This window comes from Zobellia sp. B3R18 (genome assembly GCF_018860715.1).
Classification (GTDB): Bacteria; Bacteroidota; Bacteroidia; order Flavobacteriales; family Flavobacteriaceae; genus Zobellia; species Zobellia russellii.
Genome location: NZ_JAHKQG010000011.1, coordinates 724,746 through 748,238, shown reverse-complemented (window position 1 = coordinate 748,238; position 23,493 = coordinate 724,746). Strand labels below are relative to the sequence as shown.

Annotated in this window: 20 protein-coding genes and 1 tRNA gene; 16 read left to right on the top strand and 5 right to left on the bottom strand. The window is 38.7% G+C overall.

All coding sequences use genetic code 11. From position 1 onward, the window contains the following. The 5 genes from KO513_RS09715 (at position 1) to KO513_RS09695 (ending at position 3,730) form a co-directional block, all read left to right on the top strand. Entirely contained in the window at positions 1–1,011 is a 1,011-nt protein-coding gene (locus KO513_RS09715) for a TRAP transporter substrate-binding protein (RefSeq protein WP_215913214.1), read from the top strand. Beyond that, the gene (locus tag KO513_RS09710; RefSeq protein WP_215913213.1) at positions 1,001–1,465 is read left to right on the top strand and encodes a TRAP transporter small permease; all 465 of its coding nucleotides are present in this window, start codon (positions 1,001–1,003) and stop codon (positions 1,463–1,465) included. The genes KO513_RS09715 and KO513_RS09710 overlap by 11 nt, the downstream gene beginning before the upstream one ends. After that, positions 1,462–2,736, top strand: a complete 1,275-nt coding sequence (locus KO513_RS09705; RefSeq protein WP_215436109.1) for a TRAP transporter large permease — start codon at positions 1,462–1,464, stop codon at positions 2,734–2,736. Before KO513_RS09710 ends, KO513_RS09705 begins: the two co-directional genes overlap by 4 nt. 11 nt (positions 2,737–2,747) lie before the next feature. Further along, positions 2,748–3,563 carry an alpha/beta hydrolase gene (locus tag KO513_RS09700; RefSeq protein WP_252735745.1) on the top strand — a complete coding sequence of 272 codons (816 nt, stop codon included), beginning with the start codon at positions 2,748–2,750 and terminating at the stop codon, positions 3,561–3,563. A 95-nt stretch (positions 3,564–3,658) separates the two neighbouring features. Then, positions 3,659–3,730: transfer RNA gene (locus KO513_RS09695), tRNA-Arg, on the top strand. Between the two features lie 252 nt (positions 3,731–3,982). On the opposite strand, the gene KO513_RS09690 is transcribed toward KO513_RS09695, so the two are convergent. Beyond that, entirely contained in the window at positions 3,983–4,714 is a 732-nt protein-coding gene (locus KO513_RS09690; RefSeq protein WP_252735743.1) for a hypothetical protein, read from the bottom strand. Between the two features lie 452 nt (positions 4,715–5,166). Between KO513_RS09690 and KO513_RS09685 the strand changes: the two genes are divergently transcribed. From KO513_RS09685 to KO513_RS09640, 10 genes are all read left to right on the top strand, one after another. Beyond that, positions 5,167–6,624 carry an arginine decarboxylase gene (locus KO513_RS09685; RefSeq protein WP_215913212.1) on the top strand — a complete coding sequence of 486 codons (1,458 nt, stop codon included), beginning with the start codon at positions 5,167–5,169 and terminating at the stop codon, positions 6,622–6,624. Positions 6,625–6,640: 16 nt separating this feature from the next. After that, complete coding sequence (gene speB / locus KO513_RS09680; protein ID WP_215913211.1) at positions 6,641–7,582, top strand: agmatinase; 942 nt, start codon at positions 6,641–6,643, stop codon at positions 7,580–7,582. Further along, complete coding sequence (locus tag KO513_RS09675; protein WP_215913210.1) at positions 7,569–8,546, top strand: deoxyhypusine synthase family protein; 978 nt, start codon at positions 7,569–7,571, stop codon at positions 8,544–8,546. Before speB ends, KO513_RS09675 begins: the two co-directional genes overlap by 14 nt. Then, positions 8,543–8,872, top strand: coding sequence for a hypothetical protein (locus tag KO513_RS09670; RefSeq protein ID WP_215913209.1), 330 nt, complete (start codon positions 8,543–8,545; stop codon positions 8,870–8,872). Before KO513_RS09675 ends, KO513_RS09670 begins: the two co-directional genes overlap by 4 nt. A gap of 81 nt (positions 8,873–8,953) precedes the next feature. Further along, entirely contained in the window at positions 8,954–10,483 is a 1,530-nt protein-coding gene (locus tag KO513_RS09665; RefSeq protein WP_215913208.1) for a bifunctional GNAT family N-acetyltransferase/carbon-nitrogen hydrolase family protein, read from the top strand. Position 10,484: 1 nt separating this feature from the next. Beyond that, a complete protein-coding gene (gene rimK / locus KO513_RS09660; RefSeq protein ID WP_215913207.1) occupies positions 10,485–11,855 on the top strand; it encodes a 30S ribosomal protein S6--L-glutamate ligase in 1,371 nt (456 codons plus the stop codon). A 456-nt stretch (positions 11,856–12,311) separates the two neighbouring features. Further along, positions 12,312–12,806: a CAP domain-containing protein gene (locus tag KO513_RS09655; RefSeq protein WP_215436088.1), complete on the top strand. Its 495-nt coding sequence runs from the start codon at positions 12,312–12,314 to the stop codon at positions 12,804–12,806. 353 nt (positions 12,807–13,159) lie between these two features. Beyond that, positions 13,160–16,183, top strand: a complete 3,024-nt coding sequence (locus tag KO513_RS09650; protein WP_215913206.1) for a gliding motility-associated C-terminal domain-containing protein — start codon at positions 13,160–13,162, stop codon at positions 16,181–16,183. A 42-nt stretch (positions 16,184–16,225) separates the two neighbouring features. Continuing rightward, positions 16,226–17,149, top strand: coding sequence for a PorP/SprF family type IX secretion system membrane protein (locus KO513_RS09645; RefSeq protein WP_215913205.1), 924 nt, complete (start codon positions 16,226–16,228; stop codon positions 17,147–17,149). 12 nt (positions 17,150–17,161) lie between these two features. Further along, on the top strand, positions 17,162–19,114 hold the full coding sequence (locus KO513_RS09640) for an OmpA family protein (RefSeq protein WP_215913204.1): 1,953 nt from the start codon (positions 17,162–17,164) through the stop codon (positions 19,112–19,114). Positions 19,115–19,167: 53 nt separating this feature from the next. Here KO513_RS09640 and KO513_RS09635 read toward each other — a convergent pair whose 3' ends face one another. Next, the gene (locus tag KO513_RS09635; protein ID WP_215913203.1) at positions 19,168–20,109 is read right to left on the bottom strand and encodes an NAD-dependent epimerase/dehydratase family protein; all 942 of its coding nucleotides are present in this window, start codon (positions 20,107–20,109) and stop codon (positions 19,168–19,170) included. 63 nt (positions 20,110–20,172) lie between these two features. On the opposite strand from KO513_RS09635, the gene KO513_RS09630 reads away from it, so the two are divergent. After that, positions 20,173–20,667: a hypothetical protein gene (locus tag KO513_RS09630; protein ID WP_215436073.1), complete on the top strand. Its 495-nt coding sequence runs from the start codon at positions 20,173–20,175 to the stop codon at positions 20,665–20,667. A 62-nt stretch (positions 20,668–20,729) separates the two neighbouring features. On the opposite strand, the gene KO513_RS09625 is transcribed toward KO513_RS09630, so the two are convergent. The 3 genes from KO513_RS09625 to KO513_RS09615 all read right to left on the bottom strand — a co-directional run bounded on the left by KO513_RS09625 (position 20,730) and on the right by KO513_RS09615 (position 23,431). Beyond that, complete coding sequence (locus tag KO513_RS09625; protein WP_252735741.1) at positions 20,730–22,031, bottom strand: esterase-like activity of phytase family protein; 1,302 nt, start codon at positions 22,029–22,031, stop codon at positions 20,730–20,732. Positions 22,032–22,193: 162 nt separating this feature from the next. Beyond that, on the bottom strand, positions 22,194–22,904 hold the full coding sequence (locus KO513_RS09620; RefSeq protein WP_215913202.1) for a hypothetical protein: 711 nt from the start codon (positions 22,902–22,904) through the stop codon (positions 22,194–22,196). Positions 22,905–23,059: 155 nt separating this feature from the next. Then, positions 23,060–23,431, bottom strand: coding sequence for a hypothetical protein (locus tag KO513_RS09615; RefSeq protein WP_215913201.1), 372 nt, complete (start codon positions 23,429–23,431; stop codon positions 23,060–23,062). Positions 23,432–23,493 lie beyond the last annotated feature (62 nt).

The window sequence follows — 23,493 nt, the reverse complement described above, 5'->3', positions numbered from 1 at the left end:
ATGCGCAATCAAGGAGTGTTAAGTTGTATTTTAAAGAAGGCAGTGCTATGTCTTTTTGCCCTGTTATGTTTCAATAGCTGTAAACCGGATAAACCTGAACCGGAATTTTTGTTGCGAACGGCCCTTTTGGTAAACGAAGAACATACCTGGTATAAGGCTTTTGTATATTTTGGGCAGATTCTAGAAGAACGAACCGAAGGACGAATAAAGGTAGAGATATACCCTTCCGAGCAGTTGGCCAAGGAGGTTGAGGCCATTAGGCTCATTCAGGCCGATGTGATAGATATGACTACCACGGGTTCTATCTTAACCAATTGGTTTGAGGTGGCCACTTTCTGTGAGCTTCCTTTTTTAATGCAGGATTCAACGGATATGAATAGGTACATTAATGGTCCTATTGGTAAGTTGATGGAAGAAGAAATGATAAACAAGGCCGGTCTACGGTCATTGGGTCATTTTGAACGTGGTCCTAGACATTTAACATCAAACCGTCCTATCCGGCATCCGGATGATTTAAACGGGCTTATCGTAAGAATTCCCAATGTTCCATCTTTTGTTACGTTATGGAAAGCCCTTGGAGCAAAACCCACGCCCATGGCCTTTTCCGAAGTTTTTACCTCTTTACAGCAAGGTACTATAGAAGCACAGGAAAATCCGTTTGCATTAATCAACAATGCGGGCTTTTCCGAAGTACAGCAGTACCTGAACTTAACGAGCCATGTTGTAAGCTGGGTGTATCCCGTAGTGGGTGAAAAGCAGTTTCAAAGATTACCTCCGGACTTAAAGAAAATTTTTATGGAAGCTGCCAAAGATATGCAGGCCTATGAACACCATCTTTTTTTGGAAAACGAAAAAAGTGTTCAGGAAGAACTAAAGGCCAAGGGTATGGAATTTATAGAGGTGGATAAAGATGCTTTTCAACAAAAATGTGAGGAAGCTATTTACAATAGCCTTTCGCCTGAAATGCAAAAAATTTACGATCAACTGAAAACAGAGAAAGATGCTTCATAAAGCTATTGGACGTATTCTAAAAGTGGGGGCGTTACTAAGTACGTGGGGGCTGATTGCCACGGTGTTATTACAAATCTTTTGCAGATTTACTCCGCTTGCAACTCCTTCTTGGACGGAAGAAGCCTCAAGGCTCTTTTTTATATATGCTACATCTTTTGGTGCCGGTCTGGCCATGAAGAGCGAATATTATGTGCATTTAGATATGTTCTTTAGCAGGTTTCCTGTACGTATGCAGCGTACGTTGGTTAAGATTATTCCGGTAATAGTCTTGCTTTTGTTTGTGCTCATGGCTATTTATTCTATACAATTTGTAGTGTTGGGTATTCCTGAGAAGTCCCCCAGTATGGGTTTTAATATGGGTATTGCGTTTTTTAGTATGTTCATTATGTCTGCTTCTATTAGTTATTACCTGGGGAAAAGGATTCAAAGAAATTATAAAAATTCTAAAATATGATTTGGGTTCTTGTTATTGTATTTATCGTGTGTCTTGTGCTGCGTTTTCCAATAGCCTTTGCGCTGGGACTTTCTTGTTTGAGCTATATTTTGATGAAAGGTATTCCGTTGATTATCGTTCCTATGAAAATGTATGCAGGAATAGATGTATTTGTGCTTTTAAGTGTTCCCGGCTTTATTATGGCAGGAAATCTTATGAACCAAGGCGGACTAACGGAAAAAATCATCACGTTTTGTAACCATTTGTTGGGGCATATTAGAGGAGGACTTTCTTTAGTGAACATTGGTGCGTCAATGCTGTTTGCCGGTATTTCCGGTACGGCTATTTCAGATACGGCAAGCATGGGGTCTATTATGATTCCTGCAATGAAAAAGGAAGGTTACGATACTGGTTTTTCATGTGCGGTTACTGCGGCTTCCTCTACTATAGGGCCAATAATACCACCAAGTGTGCCTATGATTATTGCGGCTACTTTAAGCGGACTTTCCGTGGGTAAATTGTTTCTTGCCGGTGCGCTGCCAGGATTACTTTTGGGAATAGGGTTATTGTTGACCGCTTATTTCATATCAAAAAAGAAAAATTATCCCAAACATGCCCGTAGCAGTTTTAAGCAAGTGGCACGTGGTTTTGTAGATACGTTTTGGTCGCTTTTAATGACTTTCATTATTCTGTACGGCATTATCGGCGGAATTTTTACTCCTACCGAGGCTTCTATTATTGCCGTGGTGTACGCTTTAGTGATAGGTAAATTTGTTTATAAACGCTTGAATTTTAAGAATATTCAAGTGGTTTTTCTAGACAGCATGAAAACTTCGGCATCGCTTATGGTACTGGTTGGTTTTGCCAATCTATTCGGTTATATATTGATTACGGAGCAGATTCCACAAAGTATCTCCAATGAGATTTTAGGTTTCACGGACAATAAATACGTAGTGCTATTGCTAATTAATTTACTACTTATAGTGGTCGGGACCTTTATGGAAACTATTGCGGCATTACTTATTCTTTTTCCCATTTTGTTAAAGGTTGCTTTGGCAGTAGATGTTGATCCTATTCATTTTGCGGTAATAGCCGTATTGAATCTAATTATTGGTTTAACCACTCCACCTGTAGGTGTTTGTCTTTTTGTGGCATCTAGTATCGGTAAAATATCTATTGGGGAAGTAAGTAAGGCGGGTATGCCGTTTTTATTGGTCAGTTTTTTGGTACTCATTCTGGTAACCTTGTTTCCTTGGTTTTCGTTAGCTTTACCTAATCTGTTTATAGATTAAAGCTAGAGCGTATGATATTTAGTGTAAGGGTTGTTTTTTTCAGTTTGTTAATGGTGGTTACCACCGCCTTTGGTCAAGAGGGGTATATCTTAAAGGAGAATATTCCCTATTACCCGGAAACCGTCCAATCCCAAGATCAATACTTAAAAGAACGTTGCAAGTTAGATGTTTACTATCCCAAAGATAGTGTTAGTGCTCCCGTTGTGGTTTGGTTTCATGGTGGCGGGCTGGAAAATGGAGAGAAGAATATTCCGGAGGGACTGGAGGAAAAGGGTATTATAGTGGTGGCCGTTAATTATAGGATGCATCCCAAAGTAAAACACCCCGTCTATATAGAAGATGCGGCAGCGGCAGTAGCTTGGGTTTTTAAGAATATCTCTGAGTATAATGGTAGTTCTGATAAGATTTTTGTTTCCGGTCATTCTGCCGGCGGATATTTGGCAAGTATGGTTGGGCTGGATAAATCCTACTTGGAAAAACATGGTATAGATGCCAATAAAATTGCAGGCCTGGCTCCGTTAAGCGGGCATACCATAACACATATGACCGTTCGTAAAGAAATGGGAATAGAAGGAACCCAGCCTATTGTAGATAAATATGCGCCCTTATTTCATGTTCGTAAAGATGCTCCGCCTATGTTGTTGGTAACCGGTAATCGTGAGTTGGAGCTGTTAGGACGTTATGAAGAGGTAGCTTACTTTTATAGGATGTTGAAGGTTTTGGGCCACCCAAATGTACAGCTCATGGAACTTGATGGTTATGGCCATATCATGGTCTATCCGGCCTTACCGTTGATTGTTAATTTTGTAAAGGAAATAACAGAGTAAGCGTCAAGAACTTTTTACCTGAAACGGTTTAAAATTAGTTGTCCGGTTGTTTCTGCACTTCTAAAAAAACTTTATTTTTGCCCTCTGGATTAATTGGCCCCGTAGTTCAATGGATAGAATAGAAGTTTCCTAAACTTTAGATGCAAGTTCGATTCTTGCCGGGGTCACTTTTCTTGGAAATGGTTTACTAGATTTTATAGACGTCAAATTTTTTCACCAACTCGTCTATCCTTTTTTTGTTTTCCTCTAGCTTTTCCTGAAGTTCTTTTATCTGTTCTTTCGTAAGGGGGTTCATACCATCATTATTATGATTGTCCGTTTATAACGGCGCATGAAGGCTTACATTGTGTTTTATTTTTATGAATTACGATATTTTTATCATAAGAATTGTTGATAACTTGTTTTAAGACCGAATAATTTCAATTTTTTCTCTTGGCCCAAATCTCATACATAGGTTCTCCTTTACTGTTCTTTCCGGTATGGTGCCAGTCCGCATTCTTTAGCTCATAATTAAAATTTAGGGTAGCACCAACACGGGAATTATCTTTTGAGAAAAATTCAATATGCTCAACATACTTTCCGTTTTTAGAAGAAAAACTTCCGCCGCCGGTGCCAAAAAATTTCATGATATCCGTATTGTAGGCTATCCATTGAAAACGACCGTTCTTTAGAAATTTTAGTGTTTTTCTGGGGTTTTCCTCTCCCCTTCGTTCTTGTCCCGTATCTGGGCCACGGGTAGCGAAAAGCCACTTGCCATCCAGCTCTTGTTCTAACGGGGCAATGGGTTTAAAGGTTTGTTTGGATTTCATTTCAAGGATGAGATTTTCACCTTCGGTTTTAAAAGGAATATTGAGCGTTTTTAATTGGTCATTTTCATAATTAGAGTTGAATTCCAATTGTAATACGAGTTTGTTATCTTTTACTTGAACAAAACCGCCGCGCGTCATGATAAATTGGGCCGGCTTCTTCTCGTAGACGGTATGTGTAAAATAATCACCATCAATTTTGAGTTCATGGGTGATATTTTTTGCATCAACTTCTTCCTCAAAAAAGTAAGTGTTTGAAGGTATTTGCGCATATAATATGTTTGTAAGAGCCAAGAGTAAGCATAAACTGATGCTTTTTAGGTGGGGTATGCTGTTTTTTTTCATTTGTCAAGGGTGTTTTAATGTCTTAAAAATAAGATAATTAGCTGACATTTTTTGATTTTGTGGTAGTTGTAAAAACTTTTTTTCGCGTTTTATCGTAAATTTTTTGAAAACGCTTGTTTTTACAATTTTTTTGTTTTCATTTGTCCTGTCTTTAGCGACGTAAAACTGAAGGCATTATGAGCTTTTAGCTGAACAACATGCAGTGTGTTTCTATGTTCGGGCTATGGGAGATTAGGAAGTCAAATCTCATAGCAACCCATAAGATGGGCGACCGGATTTTAAAGCTAACTTCCGATTTTTTCACTTCTATTGTGCAAAGCCAGCACAACTACTTCTTTATTCCTACTACTCAGGAACAAATTCTTATATGATACCATCGGTAACAATTTCATAACGCGTACAAACGCATTACTTAAAAAAAATATACCGATTTTCATTCACAAGAATTAACAATGAATAATAAATATATCGATCTAATCGATCAGACTTACTTTTTCCCTCAAGAAGAGTTTACGCTTGAGAACGAGCATTTAAAATTTCACGATATTCCGCTTAAAGAGCTGGTAGATAAATATGGTAGCCCGTTAAAATTCACTTATTTGCCTAAGATATCTGACAATATTAATAAGGCAAAAAACTGGTTTGCAAATTCTATTGAGAAGAACGCCTACAAGGGCAAATACCATTATTGCTATTGTACTAAAAGTTCGCATTTTCAACATATTCTACACGAGGCTTTAAAGAACGATATCCATATTGAAACGTCTTCCGCTTTTGATATTAATATTGTAGAGCAGTTAAAAAGGGATGGTAAATTAAAGGACAATGCCTATGTAATCTGTAACGGTTTTAAACGTGAGCAGTACATAGAAAATATTGCTAGACTTATTAATAACGGTCATAGGAACTGTATACCCATTATTGATAATTATGAGGAGATTGACCTGCTGTCCGAAGTAATTGATGATACCTACAAAATAGGCATCCGTATAGCTTCTGAGGAAGAACCAAAATTTGAGTTCTATACCTCTAGACTGGGCATCGGCTATAAGAATATTGTACCCTTTTACGAGAACCAGATTAAGGATAATGAAAAGGTAGAGCTAAAAATGCTTCACTTTTTTATAAACACCGGAATTCGTGACAATGCTTACTATTGGAACGAACTGCTAAAGTGTCTTAAGGTCTATACACGTCTAAAAAAGATGTGCCCGTCTTTGGATAGCTTAAATATTGGAGGTGGTTTTCCTATAAAGAACTCTTTGGCCTTTGAGTACGATTATCAATATATGATCGATGAGATTCTAAATCAGATCAATATTACATGCCAAGAGGCAGATGTACCCGTGCCTCACATTTTTACGGAGTTCGGGAGTTTTACCGTAGGCGAAAGCGGTGGTGCCATTTATGAGATTCTGTACCAAAAGCAGCAGAACGATCGTGAAAAATGGAACATGATAGATTCTTCTTTCATTACCACATTACCGGATACTTGGGCCATTAACAAACGTTTTATCATGTTGCCTATAAACCGCTGGAACGATGAGTATGAGCGTGTTTTATTGGGTGGTTTAACTTGTGATAGCGATGATTATTACAACAGCGAACAAAACATGAACGCCATTTATCTGCCTAAATATAGACGGGACAAGCCCTTGTATATAGGGTTCTTTAATACTGGAGCTTACCAAGAGACCATTGGTGGTTACGGCGGTTTACAGCATTGTTTGATTCCGCAACCCAAACACATATTGATAGATAAGGATGCCAATGGCAACTTTACCTATGAATTGTTCAGTCCGCAACAAAAAGCAGAAGACTTGCTTAGTATATTGGGTTACGAAACCGAAAAAACCGCTAAGAACGGTAGTGTTGAGACCATTTCACAAAAAATTACATCAAACCTATAAACTTCATTTAATCAAGATGAGCACAACAAAGAATTATGCGGGAATTCCCGATAAATTCGCACAATTAGAGACGGCCAAGGTAGTTTTAATACCTGTGCCATACGATGGAACAAGTACTTGGGGAAAAGGAGCCGATAAAGGCCCTCAAGCATTTTTAGAAGCTTCTGAGAATATGGAGCTGTATGATATTGAGACCAATACAGAGGTTTACGAGCAGGGTATTCATTTAGCCGAAGCCATTACGGAAAACAGTTCTCCGGAAGCTGTGGTAAACGCCGTGCACAAGAGAACCAAAAAATACATTAAACGCAACAAGTTCGTTACCCTTTTTGGAGGAGAGCATTCTATTTCAATAGGTACAATACGAGCATTTAACGAGTGTTTTGATAATTTAACCGTTTTGCAGATAGATGCCCATGCAGACTTACGTGAGTCTTATGAGGGTACAAAGTATAACCATGCTTGTGCGGTACATGAAGCCAGCCAGACCACGAATTTAATTCAGGTGGGTATCCGTTCTATGGATGCCATTGAGAAAACGTTCATGGATGAGGAAAAAACGTTCTTTGCACATGACATGGCCCAAGATGAATACTGGATGGACAAGGTTATTGAGGCAATGACCGATAATGTTCTAATTACTTTTGATCTTGATGCGTTTGACCCTTCCATTATGCCTTCTACAGGTACTCCGGAACCAGGCGGTTTGTTCTGGTATGAAACATTGGAGTTCTTAAAACAGGTATTTGAGGAAAAGAATGTGGTAGGTTTTGATATTGTTGAACTTTGCCCTAACCCAGCCGAAAAATCTTCGGATTTCCTTGCCGCAAAATTGTATTATAAAATGCTTAGCTATAAATTTATGGGTGAGGCGGTAGATGATGAATATGATAACACCTATGATGTTGATAGTAAATCTGGAAATAACGGTTTAAAATTTGAAGATGACGAAGACTAAGGGAGCAATCTCAGAATTTATAGAAAAATACTATTTGCACTTTAATGCGGCTGCTTTGGTAGACGCAGCTAAAGGGTACGAAGCACAACTGGAGCAAGGCTCAAAAATGCTCGTCTCTTTGGCAGGTGCTATGAGTACCGCGGAGTTAGGTAAAATATTTGCCGAAATGATCCGTCAGGACAAGGTGCAGATTATATCATGTACCGGTGCCAATCTTGAAGAGGATATCATGAATTTGGTAGCACACTCACATTACAAGCGTGTACCTAATTATAGAGATCTAACTCCAAAAGAGGAATGGGAGTTATTGGAAAAGGGCCTGAACCGCGTAACGGATACTTGTATCCCGGAAGAGGAAGCTTTCAGAAGGTTGCAAGAGCATATTGTTAAGATCTGGAAGGAGGCCGAAGCTAAGGGAGAACGTTATTTACCACATGAGTACATGTACAAAATGTTACTTTCCGGTGTTCTTGAAGAGCATTATGAGATTGATTTAAAAGATTCTTGGATGTACGCTGCCGCGGAAAAAAACCTACCTATTGTTTGCCCAGGTTGGGAAGATAGTACCATGGGTAACATCTTTGCATCATACGTGCTAAAAGGCGAATTGAAGGCAAGTACTGTAAAATCAGGAATTGAGTACATGACCTTTTTGGCAGATTGGTACACTGACAATTCCGAAAACGGAATCGGGTTTTTCCAAATTGGTGGTGGTATAGCAGGAGATTTTCCTATTTGTGTAGTGCCTATGCTTTATCAAGATATGGAAAGAACAGATACACCTTTCTGGAGCTATTTCTGCCAGATTAGTGATTCTACAACAAGTTATGGGTCGTACTCCGGTGCGGTTCCCAATGAAAAAATCACTTGGGGTAAATTAGATATAGATACCCCTAAGTTTATTATTGAGAGCGATGCAACCATTGTTGCGCCATTAATTTTTGCTTATCTTCTTGACCTATGAGTAACAGAAAAGAAAATTCAAATTTAAAGCGCGTTATAGTAGACTTTAAAAAGTTGACGCCTGAAGTCCTTAAGCTGTTGGTAGAGGCATATCCAGATGGGTATGATGATAGAAATATAATATCGTTCAAAAATGCCAGTGGAGAACGTATTGAGGCGGTTGAGGTTTTAACGGAGGATACTAAGTATTTGGTTAAGATCAGTGCCAAGCTTGAGTATACGATGGAGAATTATGACGAGGATGATTATGAAGATTTTGATGATGATGATCCAGAAGCGGTAGTGGAGCCTGACCCAGAAGACATGGCTCAAGACGATGAAGACTAATATCGTTAATAGGTTTATGAACCCCCTTGTTCTATTCCAAGGTTTTATTGATAGAGATAGTAATTATATAATGTCCGTTCAATGAAAATAGAAGAAATAGAGAATATAGAGTTAAAGTTTTTGGACCTTGATGATTATCAAGAGCTTAAAACTGCAATGATATCCGCATATACCAATATGCCCGGCTCATACTGGAAAGAGAAGCACATTAAATCGCTGATCGATAAATTTCCGGAAGGTCAAGTCGTGATAAAAATTAATGGACAGTTGGCCGGTGTGGCCCTGTCCATTATTGTAGACTATGATAATTTTGATGATGAGCATACCTATGAGCAGATTACGGGTAACTATACTTTTGCCACGCATGAAGACAATGGTGATGTTCTTTATGGAATAGAGGTTTTTATAAAGCCGCAGTTTCGTGGACTTAGGTTAGGGCGTAGATTGTATGACTACCGTAAGGAACTGTGCGAAAAGCTCAACCTTAAGAGCATAGCTTTTGGAGGTAGAATGCCCAATTACCATAAATATAAAGATGAGCTTACTCCAAAAGAATATATTGCCAAGGTACGTAGAAAGGAAATTGCAGATCCGGTACTAAATTTCCAGATCAGTAATGATTTTCATCCTGCCAAGGTTATGAAAGGCTATTTGGAAGGAGATAAAGCATCTAGTGATTTTGCCATTTTAATGGAATGGGACAATATTTATTACCAAAAGCCTTCCAAAAAAGCATCGGCAAAGAAAACTGTTATTCGTCTGGGGCTTATACAATGGCAGATGCGGCCGTATAAAGATTTAGAGGAATTATTACAGCAGGCAGAGTATTTTATTGATGCCGTTTCTGGCTATAGGTCGGATTTTGCGCTGTTCCCCGAGTTTTTCAATGCACCGTTAATGGCCAAGGATAACCATTTGTCCACCCCTGATGCTATTAGGGAGTTGGCAAAACATACCGGTGCTATAGTACAGAAGTTCTCGGAATTTTCCATTTCGTACAACATCAATATCATTACAGGAAGTATGCCCGAAATGATTGATGGCCGCTTGTACAACGTTGGTTACTTGTGCAGACGTGATGGGAGTATGGAGCGCTATGAAAAGTTACACGTTACTCCGGATGAAGCCAAAGTTTGGGGTATGCAAGGGGGCAACCAGTTAAAGGCTTTTGACACGGATTGTGGAAAAATCGGAATTTTAATCTGTTATGATTCGGAATTTCCGGAGTTAAGCCGTTTATTGGCCGAAGAGGGAATGGATATTTTGTTCGTTCCGTTTTTAACGGATACCCAGAACGGATACTCAAGGGTGCGGCACTGTGCGCAGGCAAGGGCGATAGAAAACGAGTGCTATGTAGCTATTGCAGGTAGCGTAGGCAACTTGCCCAATGTTCAGAATATGGACATTCAGTTTGCCCAATCCATGGTATTTACACCTTGTGATTTTTCATTCCCAACAAATGGAATAAAAGCAGAGGCCACTCCTAATACCGAAATGATTTTGATTGCTGATGTAGATATAGATTTACTTCGTGAACTCAATCAATTTGGAGCCGTACGCAATTTAAAAGATAGGAGAAAAGATATTTTTGAACTTAGAAAAAAAGTATAGTTTGACTGATTTAAAGATTATAGGTAGTGAAGAATGGTGCGTGTTTGAAAACTTGGGTATTCCTGCCATTAAGGCAAGGGTAGATTCAGGGGCAAAAACATCGTCAATACAAGCAACCAACCTCAAGATAATTATGAAGGGTACTCAAGAATGGGTAAAGTTCGAGGTAAGCCCTTTGCAGGAGAACCGGAGTATAGCCATTCCTTGTCAGGCCAGATTGGTGGACCGTAGGATGGTTAAAAGTTCTTCCGGTATCTCCGAAGAGCGTTTGGTGGTACGCACACCTGTAACCATAGGAGAGGATACTTTTGAGATTGAACTTACCTTGGCCAACCGGGATACTATGGAGTTCCGTATGCTTTTGGGTAGGGAAGCCATTAATGAAAGGTATATTGTAAATCCGGCTATAAACTATCAAGTACAGGACTTTAATGATGAGGAGGTAAACAAAATGTACGCTCCTTACTTTAAAGAAAAGTCAGGTCTTAAAATAGCTTTGTTGGCAAGCAATCCGCAGTTGTATAGCAATAAGCGCATTATAGAAGCCGCGGAAGCACGTGGCCATGAAATTGTTTTTCTTAATGTAGAACATGCTTACATGAAGTTGGATGCCCGATCCCCCGAAATACGGTATAGGGGAGGAAATATTCTTAACGCTTTTGATGCGGTCATCCCTAGAATAAAACCATCGGTTACCTTCTATGGTTGCGCCTTAATCAGGCAGTTTGATAATCTTGGGGTATACTGCCAGAATTCGGCGGAAGCCATTACCCAATCTAGGGACAAGCTTTTTGCCTCTCAGTTGTTCTCCAAGAACGATATTCATATTCCTATTACTGGTTTTGCAAAATCGCCAATGGATACCAAGGACCTTATTAAAATGGTTAACGGTGCCCCATTGATTATAAAGTTGTTGGAAAGCACACAAGGTAAAGGAGTGGTGCTTGCCGAGACCAACAAGGCGGCGGAGAGTGTTATAAACGCCTTTAAAAGTGTAAATACCAATATCTTGGTGCAAGAGTTCATTAAAGAGGCCAATGGGCAGGATATTCGCTGTTTCGTGGTAAACGGAAAAGTGGTAGCTTCCATGCAACGTCAGGCAGAGAAAGGAGAGTTTAGGGCTAACATTCACCAAGGAGGAAAAGCCTCTATTATTAAAATTACCTCGGAAGAGCGTAAACTTGCTCAAAAAGCAGCCAAGGTTTTGAACCTTGCCGTAGCGGGTGTAGATATTATCCGTTCAAACAAAGGACCATTATTGTTGGAAGTTAATTCTTCTCCGGGTCTTGAAGGTATTGAGAATGCTACCGGTAAGGATATAGCCAATGAAATGATTGTGGCTATTGAAAAGAAGCTGAGGTTTAGTATGTAGCGTTCAAGTAGTTAAAAAACAACCTTTTTATAAAATGCGATTGTCTCTAGATTATGTAGATGTCAATCGCATTTTATATTTACGATAGGGAGCAGAGTAAAATTTGCATCTGTTGCCGGTTTCTTGATTTCAAGAGACTTTCTTTCCTATAAGTTTAAAATGCGCTATTTTTTTGTCTAATGCGCTTTTCATCCTCATTTCCTAATACTTCGTCGGGTTTGCTAAAATTAGCCTATCGGTCAAGTAATTTCTTTTTACGATTAAGTGTTAAATCATCGGCGTAGCACATGTTTTTTCCGATATAAAACACACTTTATTTGAGTATAACTATTTGATTAGTAGTTTTTTACACTTTAACGAGTAAAACGTACCACTTAAGAGAATTTCGTCAAGTATCCTGCAATGTGCCGTTCATAAATAGAGGAAACGAATTACAAAAATTAATTCTCTTAAGTTATGATCAGATTCAATATTTTACTTCTTATCGCTCTTGCAACTTTAATGACTTCATGTTCTACTTCTACTACAGAAGAGGATGAATTGTACAAGGTGGTTGCAACAACAAATGAAGAAGTAGAAATATCTATTATAGAGCAGGAGGTTATTGATGTTGTTAACGAGTATAGAGTTTCTGTTGGTTTAAACGAAGTAGAGTTTAACAGTGTGGCATATGGTTACGCAAATGCACACAACGAGTATATGATTTCCGAAGGAGTTATCAGTCATGATAATTTTGATAAAAGGGCTTCTAAATTATCAGTAGAAGCTAATGCGGATTTTGTTTCTGAGAACTTAGGTATGGATTTTACAAATGCTGATGATATTATTGAAGCGTGGAAAAATAGCCCAACACATAAGAAAGTAATGGAAGGTGATTTTAATTATACAGCGGTTAGTGTTACTGCAGATGAGAATGGTATTCTTTATTTTACACAGTTGTTTTTTAAATAGAACAAGAGAGTTGAATTAATCTTTAGTTACCTTATAATATAAGGCCTCCTATTTCGCATGAAGTAGGGGGCTTTTTTTATGCATTAATTATGGGGAAATCATATTGTCCTTTTTATTAGCATTGAATAGTATTGAGGCTATTCTCTTTACAAACATTGTAAAGTGTTGTTTATCAGTAAATAAAATATTTGTAGGTTTTGGAACTCGATAAATGACACTTTTAAACTACATTTTATCGATAAGAAATCCTTTCATCGAATAAATACGCATTTCACCGAGGGTATATAATAGCATAAACAATAATGTTTCTCGTATTTGAGTTTTTTATAAGACTTAACCTACACAGTTTGCCTATGATACGTAAAACTACGCTGAAGCAAAACTTTTTAATCTGGCTATTTTTTGTTTGTTCGGTCTCCTATGCACAGGATAGGGTTTATGCCGACGCCATTTCAAACCAAAGTTCAGTTACCCAACCAAATAACGCCATAGATTCGGATTTAGCAACCAATGCAATTGTACGGGCCGGTTCCGGAATTGTATTGGGTATTGGTAATTATAACGGTCTTTTGGAACTTAATTACCCTACTACGGTACCAGCAAACACTACCAGTTTTATAAAAATTGCTACTGAAGATGATATACTATCCAGTCTATTGGGTGGTAGCCTAGGTGGTCTACTTTCTGATATTGTTGGAACATTACTTGTTGGTAATCAAGAATTTTCTGTAGAGGCGTTCAATATTGATGATAGTGTACTTCAGACTAGTTCAGGACTTGTTAATGCGTTTTCATCAGATGAAGCGCGTGTGGTAAAGGATAAGAACGGAGATTATTTTCTGGCTCTTACGCCATCTAGTCCTTATGATAGGGTTAGTATAACCAATAGTGTTGGGTCCTTAATAGGACTGGGCCAAGAACGAGACCTTAATGTGTATGGGGCCTATTATGGAGAAGGAGATACTACATGTGGTGCACCTAATTATACTTCTTTTAGTGGAGAAGGCCTAACGCTAGATCTTTTAGGATTAGGCGGAGCCGGAGTTGCTAATCCCGAGTTTGCCATAGATGGTGATGATACTACCTTTTCTGAATTAAGTTTAGGCCTTGTTGACGTTTTAGCCGGGATTGAGCAGACATTTTATTTTGATAGTCCGGAAGATACAGGGGATAATTATTATATAAAGATGGCAATGGACCCGTCTTTGCTACAATTGGGTATAGCTAATTCAATTGAAGTAATTGGTCAAGATGGCGCGGGCCAATCTATATACTCAGATAATTTATCAAGTTTATTGGATTTAGATGTATTGGGTCTGTTAGAAAGTGGCCAGCCGGCAGTGATAGGTTTTGACCCTACGATCCCTGTTGATCGGGTAACTGTACGTTTATCATCCTTACTAGGTATCAGTATTGATCAGGAACTTTTAATTTATGATGTGTTTAGGGCTCCTGCAAGACCAGTAATAACTTCTACTTCAGATGACCTAAATATCTGTGCCGGTTTTAGCACTCGCGTTGTTGCGGAAGTTGAGAACGACGATAATGTTGAGTTAAGGTGGTACGATTCAGAAGAAGACGGGAATCTATTGGCAACCTTAGACTCAGGTGAAGCTTTCACTACACCTATACTTAACTCGGATACTACCTATTATGTAGCAGCTGCGGAAATAGGTTGTCTTAAAGAATCACCTAGAACCGAGGTTACGATAAATGTGGAGTCTGTTCCAACAGCAGATGATATAACTGTTTTAGGAAATGAAAACCCCATTTGTTCTTCGGATAATGTGGTATTGGTTCCAACCAGTTCTGTAGATGGTACATATTCATGGTATTTTGATGCAAACAAAACCAATGAGATTACAGACGGTCTGGTTTCTGGAGGAGCTACTTATGAAATAGATTCCAATGGTGTAATGACCATTACGGGATTAACGGAAGCAGGTGGCCCATACACGTATTTTGTATCCGTTAAACATGATTTGGCGGGTTGTGAAAATGCTCCGGGCGATTTACAATCGGTTGAAGTTAATGTTGTTGATTTTACAAAAACGGTATCTATTGATTCCAACCCAATGGTTAGCCTAGATAGTCTAATTGATATATTTAACGGTAACAATTCAGTAAATGTAACCGGAACTGTTTCTGGTGATGTTATGGTTGGTGAAACTATATCCTTAAGTATTAACGGTAATCTTTTTGATGGTGTCGTAGCGGCAGATTCATCGTTCAGCATTGCAGTAGATGCTATAGATTTGGTTTCAGATATAGATAATACGCTTGAAGCTTTTGTACAAGGTGTTTTGTGTACCGTATCCGAAGAAATTCCTGTAGACCTTCCGGATTTAATTATAGATGATATTTTTCAAGTTTTTTGTGCCTCTGATTTTGCTACTGTTGCAGATTTGGAAGTAGGTCTTAATGATATTGTGTTCTTTAATGACCTTACGGCAGGATTGCAATTAAATGCTAATACTCCTTTGGTTGATGGTGAAGTTTATTTTGCAGGAATTGCAGGTATACCTTCATCCGTGTTAGCTAGGGTGCAGATAACGGTACAGGTGAATGACGTTCCTATGCCCACGACAAATTCTAGTAGTCAGGTTTTTTGTGAAAGCGATGACCCTACGGTGGGAGATATTCAAGTTGATCAAACCAATGTTGTTTTTTATGATAGCCGTTTACGTGGAAACGCAATTGACCCTTCAACACCTATAGAAGATGGCCGTTGGTATTATGTTGCCGCTGTTGAAAATGGTTGCGAAAGTAGTGAGCGATTAAGAATTATGGCAAATATATTTGCTGATGGTATTTCACCTATTACAATAACCGGAGAATCTGAGGAAGTATGCCGAGGGCGTTCGTATACGTATGAAACCAATGCAGACAAAGAAGATTATGTTTGGACTGTAGCTGGTGGTACCATTACAGAAGGAGGTACTTCTACGGATAACTTTGTAATCGTTCGTTGGACGGAGTTAACCGGCACCCAAATTAGTGTTTCGTATACAGATGATTCAATATGTAGCCCAAGTAAAATGATGTCCTTAGACGTTGAGACAATCTCTTGTGGAATGGTTCTGGGCGAAGAATTTTGTTTAAAAGTCTTCAATGAATTCACTCCTAACAATGATGGTTTCAATGATTTTTTCACGGTTCAATGTATTGAAGATTACTCGAATACCGTAGAAATTTACAATCGTAATGGAAACCTTGTATATAAAACGGTAGACTACCGCAATACTTGGAACGGTCTAGCTAATGTAAAAGGTGTTCTGAACAATGGAGATCATTTGCCATCCGGAACATACTACTATTCCATTAAGATTCCTGAATTAGAAAGAAACCTTGTTGGCTGGCTTCAATTGGCTAGATAATAAGAAGTTCTTTAAACTATTCACACCAAACCTTTACCAGTTATGAAATCACTTTGCACCACTATAAAGATAGTTATGCTCTGCTATCTTGTTTTTAATATGAGCAGAATATATGGCCAACAACCGCCTCAATATACCCAATACATGTATAATACAGCGGCCTTAAATTCCGGATACTCGTCTAGAGGTATTCTAGAGGCTACGCTTTTACATCGTTCGCAATGGGTTGGTATAGATGGAGCCCCAGAGACACAATCCTTTTCTGTTCAGGGTAGATTGCGAGAAAGAGTAGGAGTAGGTCTTACAGCTATCAATGATAACATTGGGGCAGCTAATAATTTAGATGTAAACGGAACCTTTTCTTATGAGATTCCTACGGGCTATTTTACAAAGTTGTCTTTGGGAATCAATGCAGGTATAGATGTTTTAAAAGTAGACTGGTCCAAAGGAAGTTACCAAGACGGACTAGATCCTATTTTTGCCGAAAACGTAAATAAATTACGACCTGTATTTGGTGCAGGAGCATACTTTCATAGTGATAGGTGGTATGTTGGGGTTTCTACGCACAACTTTTTAAATTCTCAAATCTACAATGACAACGAGATAGAGGTGACTGATCGAAAAAGTCAGTATTATGTCATGGCAGGTTATGTTATGGACCTCTCCGATAATTTAAAATTCAAGCCGGCCATTCTAACAAAACATGTGGCCGGAGCGCCTATAACTGTAGATGTATCCGGTAATTTCTTGATAAAGGAAACCTTGGCTTTGGGTTTGGCCTACCGCTATAATGATGCGGTGAGTGCATTAGTTGGGTTGCATATTTCTAAAAGCTTCTTCTTAGGATATGCCTATGATTATTCCATAACTGGTTTAGAGAGTTATAATGATGGTTCGCATGAGATTATTCTCAAATACAACTTATTTGATGCTAAGAAAAGAGCATTGTCACCCAGATTTTTCTAAAAACCGACAACCATGAAAAAAATAATACTATACCTATTTTTGGGCGCATACCTTAGCGTTTCCGCCCAAAGCAAAGAAGAAAGGGCCAATGCCTATTTTGCCGATTTTAAATTTGATAAGGCAATTGAACTATATAGCAATCTGGCAACGGAAAAAAAGAGACCTTCTTTGGAAGTTATACAACATCTTGCGGATAGCTATTTTAATATGAATAGATATCAAGAAGCTGTAAAATGGTATGAGAAGTTGTACTTGATTAAAGGCAAAAATGTTGGTGAGAGCAACATTATAAAATTGGTGCAAAGCCTTAAGGCGAGTATGAAACTAGAAAAGGCAGATCAATTGCTGAGGGATTTTTATACGGATGAAAGTAGATTGAACATGATGTTGTCACAAAAAAAACATTTGGACAGCACACTTGCAGAGAAAGAGAAATACGAAACTACGAACTTGGCTTTCAATAGTAGAAAATCTGATTTTGGCCCCATGTTTTTTAATGACGGATTAATTTTTGCTTCTGCCAGGGACACCATAAAATCTAATGGGGAATTGTATCCATGGAACAAACAGCCTTATTTGGACCTCTATATTACAAGACCTGATGACGCGAGCTATATCCCGGAAAAATATTTGGAGAATTTAGAGTCTTCTTACCATGATGCCACTTTGACGTTTTCTTGGGATGGCCAGACCGTATATTTTACAAGGAACTATCTTAAAAAGAAAAATAAGTTGAGCGCCAATGAAGATGGCCTCTCCAATATGCAGATTTTAAGGGGAACGATACGTAACAATGAGCTGGTCAATGTAACTTCATTAAGCTTTAATAGTAAAGATTATTCTTGTGGACACCCAGCATTGAGTCCGGATGGGAGACATTTATATTTTACTTCTAATATGCCCGGTGGGTTTGGTGAGACGGATATTTATGTGGTTGATCTAAACAATGATGGCGATGTGCTTTCGGACCCTATGAATTTGGGTCCGGCAATAAATACAAGGGGTAGGGAGATGTTTCCGTTCGTAAGTAATGAAGTATTGTATTTTTCTTCGGACAGCCATTATGGATTGGGAGGACTGGACATTTTTGGTTCTGTAATCTCTTCAAAAACCGAGTATTCCCTTCCGCTTAATATGGGTAAACCTTTGAACAGTAATATGGATGATTTTTCGTTCATTAGAGCAGATAAAAAGGGCGATGGTTATTTTGCTTCTAACCGGTCAGGAGGTAAGGGTGATGATGATATTTACCGCTTTGAGAAGGTGAAACCTGTAGATTGTTTGGAATATTCAGGTTATGTAATGAACAAGCAAACGGGCGAACCCATTGCAAATGCCAATGTAGAACTGAAAAATGCGGCAGATGAACTTGTTTCTGTCCATAGAACGGATGAATTGGGTTATTACAACGTAATACTTCCTTGTAATAAGAAAAATACGTTGGTTTTTTCTAAAGCAGGGTTTTCCAAAGAAATAATCGTAATTGAAACTGGAGAAAACCCGGAAGCACCTTCTAAGGATAATAAGGTATACTTAACTCCTTTTGATAGTTTGGTTGAAAAAGATGGAGATGTAGAGAAGATAAAGGTAGATCCAATATATTTTGAGTATGATAAATTTGATATAACAGTTAGGGCAGAAATAGAACTGGAAAAAGTGCTTTTTGCCATGACTAAATTCCCTGAAATCAAAATTAAAATTGAGTCACATACGGATGCTAGGGGTACGGATGACTATAATTTGGAGTTGTCCGATAATCGTGCAAAGTCTACAAGACGCTACCTGATTTCAAAAGGTATTGATGCCGATAGGATTGAGAGCGCTCATGGCTATGGTGAATATCGTTTAAAAAATGAATGTGCCAATGGCGTAAAATGTAGTGCCGAAAAACATCTTGAAAACAGGAGATCCAATTTCATCATTGTTTCCAAACAAAGTAACGAAATCCGTAATTCTAAAAAATAAACTTGGACTTTATTCCGGATTTAAGTTTGTGATCATATGTTGGAAAATTTGGCTTAAGGAGCCAAGTTTTCCAACATTTCTTTTGTGGTTTTTTCTAGGTCAAATTCCGCTTGCCAACCCCAATCATTACGAGCTTCGGAATCATTAATGCTTCCGGGCCAAGAGTCCGCAATGGCTTGTCTAAAATCTGGTTCGTAAGAAATTTTAAAATCGGGAATATGTTTTTGGATGCATTTTGCCATTTGGGCAGGGGAGAAGCTCATGGCCGACAAATTGTAAGAAGAGCGCACCTTTACTTTTTCCGGTTCGGCATCCATAAGCTGTAGTGTAGCTTTAATGGCATCCTCCATAAACATCATAGGAAGTTCCGTGTCTTCTTTTAAAAAGCAGGTATAGGTGCCTTCAGATAATGCTTTGTGGTAGATTTCTACGGCATAGTCCGTTGTGCCGCCGCCCGGCATTGTTTTCCAACTTATTAGTCCTGGATAACGAATGCTCCGTACATCCACACCATATTTATGAAAATAATAATCGCACCAGCGCTCACCGGATTGTTTACTTATGCCGTACACCGTGCTGGGTTCCATAATGGTGCTTTGTAAAGTACCTTCCTTTGGAGTGTTAGGTCCAAAGACTGCGATACTGGAAGGCCAAAATATCTTATCTATTTTTTTCTCCTTTCCTAGGTTAAGTACATTAAAGAGCGAATTCATATTTAGGTTCCACGCCCGCATCGGAAATTTTTCCGCAGTTGCGCTTAACATGGCTGCCATGAGGTAAACTTCGGTAATTTCATAATAGGCCACAACCTCTTCAAGAGCATCGTAATCCGTAGCGTCTAAAATCTCGAACGGACCTGAATTCATCAAACTTTCGTTTCCTTCTCTAATATCACTTGCAATTACACTTTCGTTGCCATAAGTATCGCGTAAGGACAACGTTAGCTCCGTGCCTATTTGACCGCAAGCACCTATAATCAGAATCGATTTTTCCATTAATGTCTCGTTAAATGAATTGGGAATAAAGATAGCGTTTCTTAAAATTTGTACATTCGCTTTATGAAAAGAATCTTCTTCTTTGGTTTAGCGTTGTTGACCATAATGGCGTGTAAAGAACAGAAACAGGAATTGGTTGTTGAGGATACGGCAACTTATGAAATAGGTAATGAAAAATGGCCCAAGAAGCTGCCTATAAAGCCAGAAGCGCAGGCCATTTTGAAAGACTGGATAGAATTTGCGTCTTTTGAAACCAGTTTTGATGCCCTGCAAACGGTTGCCAATAAGGAAGATTTAAGTTTAGTGATCGAAGATATGATTACGAAACAAAACCAATTGGCGGAATCTACTTACCCTAAAGAATTTGATATTCCACAAGTAAAGAGTCGCCAGAAAATATTCAAAACCTATATGTTAAAGGTTAAGGGCGATTTGTACTATAGAACGGACCCCAATGAGTCGCTTTTACAAATGATAGAAGCCTATAATGCGTTCAGGAACCAGTTTAATGTTGTAGTAAATAATAAGCTGGATACAAATTTGATTTTGGATTTCTAAATAAAAAACGGCCTGTCTAGAATAGATAGGCCGCTTAGTATAAGAATGGTATAAGGATGGGTCTATTTAAAGTTTGTCTTTACCATGTAGAGTGAACTAGCGTCTATATCTGTAGTTCCTGGCAGTATTTTTTGCTCAATAACACCGTCTCCATCATTGTCCGATACCGCAAAGTCATCATCGTTAATAAAAGCAAGGGTGTTACTGTTCATAATCCAGATGCCCTCAAGTTTATCATGGGCATAACCAAATTCTGCTACAAGGTCTACTACTAGTTCCTTTTGAACTGGAACAATGTTTGCAGCTGCCAATTCCTGAATGGTTAATTGCTCAATGGTCTTATCTCCTATCATGAGGCCGTTTTCATCTTTAGGGTTGTTACCGCTTATATCAGTAGCCCCGTTAAGATTTATTTTGTAGATGTGTTTTTGGGCCGGTCCTTCACCAGCAAATTTGCCATCGCGTTCTACCACCAAAAACTCGGTGTTGGAAATTGCGGTAATTTCTGAGTTGGAAAGGTTGGCTTTTTCCTGAACGTATACATATTGTCTGGTGTAGCCCGTTTCCAAATCAAATGTTACGATGCGCGTAATATTGGACTGAATTTTTTCTGGGTTGTACATTGTAGATTGCATAATACCCACAAGGGTCTTTTCGTCTGGAGTAATAGCAAGACCTTCCATTCCCCGGTTGGCACGTCTTTTGGCAAAGACAGCAGGTAATTTTCGATCTCCCATACCTTCATTGACACCCATTGGGGATATGCGCTCTATTTGAACCCCATTGGCCGAATAGTGCACGATATGTGGCCCGTATTCATCGGAAACCCAAAACGTACCGTCTTTTAATGCTACGATACCTTCGGAATCCAGACCAAAATCATCAAAAGGAATTGCATTTCCAGCGGCATCATAAGGTATTTCACCAGTAGCTCCCTTTCCTTCGGGATTGGGTATTCCGGTTATGGTTTTGCCTCTTGGGTCTTTTAAAAGAATTTCATCAAGAAGTTCTATTTTTCCAGAAGAGGTAACGGTAAAGTGACCAATGCGTGGCGTGTATTCTGCAACAGGGAATTTCTTTCCATCCAAGTAGTTGGTATTCGGTCCACGGTCGGTAATAGCATAAAAATCGGCTTCTTCGGTAGGGTGAGCGGTAGCACCTGAGCCAAAACCGCCATTTCTAACTTCAACACCTCCGTTTATAGTGTTCAGGACCGTATGGGGCAATAGATATTGCGTGTTGGTTTTTAAAACTTCAGTAGGAGATACTGATTTGGGCGCGGGACCCTCACCAACAAAATCATCAATGTAATCGCAAGAATTTAGCATGCAGAGACCTGCACCCAGGAGCACTAGTTTTTTCATCTTTAAATATGGATTTTAGGGTTATATAGTTGGTGCTAAAGTTCCAATATTTAATAGGCCACATTGTTAAGTCAAAATGAAGAGATGGTTATCAAAAAAATACCGCACAATAGGAAAAACCTAAGTGCGGTATTGCAATGTTGTACAGTAAAGAGAAAAAACCTATTGCTTGTTTTTCGCTTCTTCCGCTGGGGGAGGATTTTTTCTAGATAGCAAGGCTTGTTTGCTTAAGCTTGCTAAATTAAAATTAGGGTCTATGGCAAGAGCTTCATCTATTTTGGCTATTGCGGCATCAATATCGCCTTTATTGTTGTCATATATGGTAAGTGCCCTTAAATGAAGAAAAGCCGCTTTTAAAGGAACTTCGTAAGGTTGTTGTCTTTCATAAAAAGCATATTTCATATCATCTTTTGCGTTGGCAATACCATACTCAATATTGGCAATGGCATCAGAATTAGCTCCAGTCTGGATTTTTAGATCGGCAAGTTCGTACGCCAAATAAGGGTTTGGTGTTCTTTTAAAAAGTTCTTCAAACTGCTCTAACGCGCGTTTAGGCTGGTTCAATGCCTTTAATGAAATAGCTTTTACCTGAACGGCCATATCTGAATCCGTTGGTTCTTTCTCAATACCAATGGTGTTCAGTGCCTGCATGTGCTGGTTGTTGTTGGCATAAACGAACGCCAAGGTGTCTTTGCGCTGTTTAGACGGAGAAATAACATTTAGGTGGGTAAGAGCGCTTATTACTCCATTGACATCTCCTTGAAGTCTCATTTCATCATAAAAGGCTTCATAGTGCTTTTGCAAATCGCTTTTGGTTTGTGCGGTGGCTGAAAAACTGATGCTCAAAAGCAATACGACAATTAATTTTTTCATGTATAACTATGTTTACGATTCTATCGTTTAGGTTGCGGTTGGCAAAATTAACAATATTATCGGTATGTAGCTGTGAATAAAAGCATAATGAAAAAGGATAAATGAAAAAAGGATGCCCAACGGCATCCTTTTTTATGTCGGTTTGGTTGTTTGTACTAGGCAACAAGTGAAATCTCGTTGTTTTGATACGATTTTAAAAGCATGGAGTAAAAAGCCACGCTTTTAGGGTCTTGATCAATACATGATACTAAAAAATCATATAAGTTTCTAAACCATAGGTTGGTGTGCAACGTAGGGATAGAGAGATTTACCTTTTTAGGGTCATAATCCTTGTCATCCATAACGATGTCCATTTCAACCCTGCGTCTATGATAATCTATAGACACTTTTGCTGCATTATAATGATTTTTTAAAATCGCTATATGCAACTTTTTCATTGATGGGGGAACTTTTTGCTTGGTACAGCTTGAAGCGATCAGATTCTCGATTTCTATCAGAATCCGGCTTCTTAAACCTGAATTTTCCATGGCAAATAGTTTTAAATTACAGACCAAAGTTACTTTTAAATCGATGAAATACAGGGTATATT

Bases quoted from the DNA above. Each gene is read 5' to 3' on its own strand.
- KO513_RS09690 (WP_252735743.1), bottom strand. From the start codon at position 4,714: ATGAAAAAAAACAGCATACCCCACCTAAAAAGCATCAGTTTATGCTTA.
- KO513_RS09705 (WP_215436109.1), top strand. From the start codon at position 1,462: ATGATTTGGGTTCTTGTTATTGTATTTATCGTGTGTCTTGTGCTGCGT.
- KO513_RS09685 (WP_215913212.1), top strand. From the start codon at position 5,167: ATGAATAATAAATATATCGATCTAATCGATCAGACTTACTTTTTCCCT.
- KO513_RS09615 (WP_215913201.1), bottom strand. From the start codon at position 23,431: ATGGAAAATTCAGGTTTAAGAAGCCGGATTCTGATAGAAATCGAGAAT.
- KO513_RS09650 (WP_215913206.1), top strand. From the start codon at position 13,160: ATGATACGTAAAACTACGCTGAAGCAAAACTTTTTAATCTGGCTATTT.
- KO513_RS09630 (WP_215436073.1), top strand. From the start codon at position 20,173: ATGAAAAGAATCTTCTTCTTTGGTTTAGCGTTGTTGACCATAATGGCG.
- KO513_RS09635 (WP_215913203.1), bottom strand. From the start codon at position 20,109: ATGGAAAAATCGATTCTGATTATAGGTGCTTGCGGTCAAATAGGCACG.
- KO513_RS09645 (WP_215913205.1), top strand. From the start codon at position 16,226: ATGAAATCACTTTGCACCACTATAAAGATAGTTATGCTCTGCTATCTT.
- KO513_RS09715 (WP_215913214.1), top strand. From the start codon at position 1: ATGCGCAATCAAGGAGTGTTAAGTTGTATTTTAAAGAAGGCAGTGCTA.
- KO513_RS09665 (WP_215913208.1), top strand. From the start codon at position 8,954: ATGAAAATAGAAGAAATAGAGAATATAGAGTTAAAGTTTTTGGACCTT.
- KO513_RS09710 (WP_215913213.1), top strand. From the start codon at position 1,001: ATGCTTCATAAAGCTATTGGACGTATTCTAAAAGTGGGGGCGTTACTA.
- speB (WP_215913211.1), top strand. From the start codon at position 6,641: ATGAGCACAACAAAGAATTATGCGGGAATTCCCGATAAATTCGCACAA.
- KO513_RS09625 (WP_252735741.1), bottom strand. From the start codon at position 22,031: ATGAAAAAACTAGTGCTCCTGGGTGCAGGTCTCTGCATGCTAAATTCT.
- KO513_RS09640 (WP_215913204.1), top strand. From the start codon at position 17,162: ATGAAAAAAATAATACTATACCTATTTTTGGGCGCATACCTTAGCGTT.
- KO513_RS09675 (WP_215913210.1), top strand. From the start codon at position 7,569: ATGACGAAGACTAAGGGAGCAATCTCAGAATTTATAGAAAAATACTAT.
- KO513_RS09655 (WP_215436088.1), top strand. From the start codon at position 12,312: ATGATCAGATTCAATATTTTACTTCTTATCGCTCTTGCAACTTTAATG.
- KO513_RS09620 (WP_215913202.1), bottom strand. From the start codon at position 22,904: ATGAAAAAATTAATTGTCGTATTGCTTTTGAGCATCAGTTTTTCAGCC.
- KO513_RS09670 (WP_215913209.1), top strand. From the start codon at position 8,543: ATGAGTAACAGAAAAGAAAATTCAAATTTAAAGCGCGTTATAGTAGAC.
- KO513_RS09700 (WP_252735745.1), top strand. From the start codon at position 2,748: ATGATATTTAGTGTAAGGGTTGTTTTTTTCAGTTTGTTAATGGTGGTT.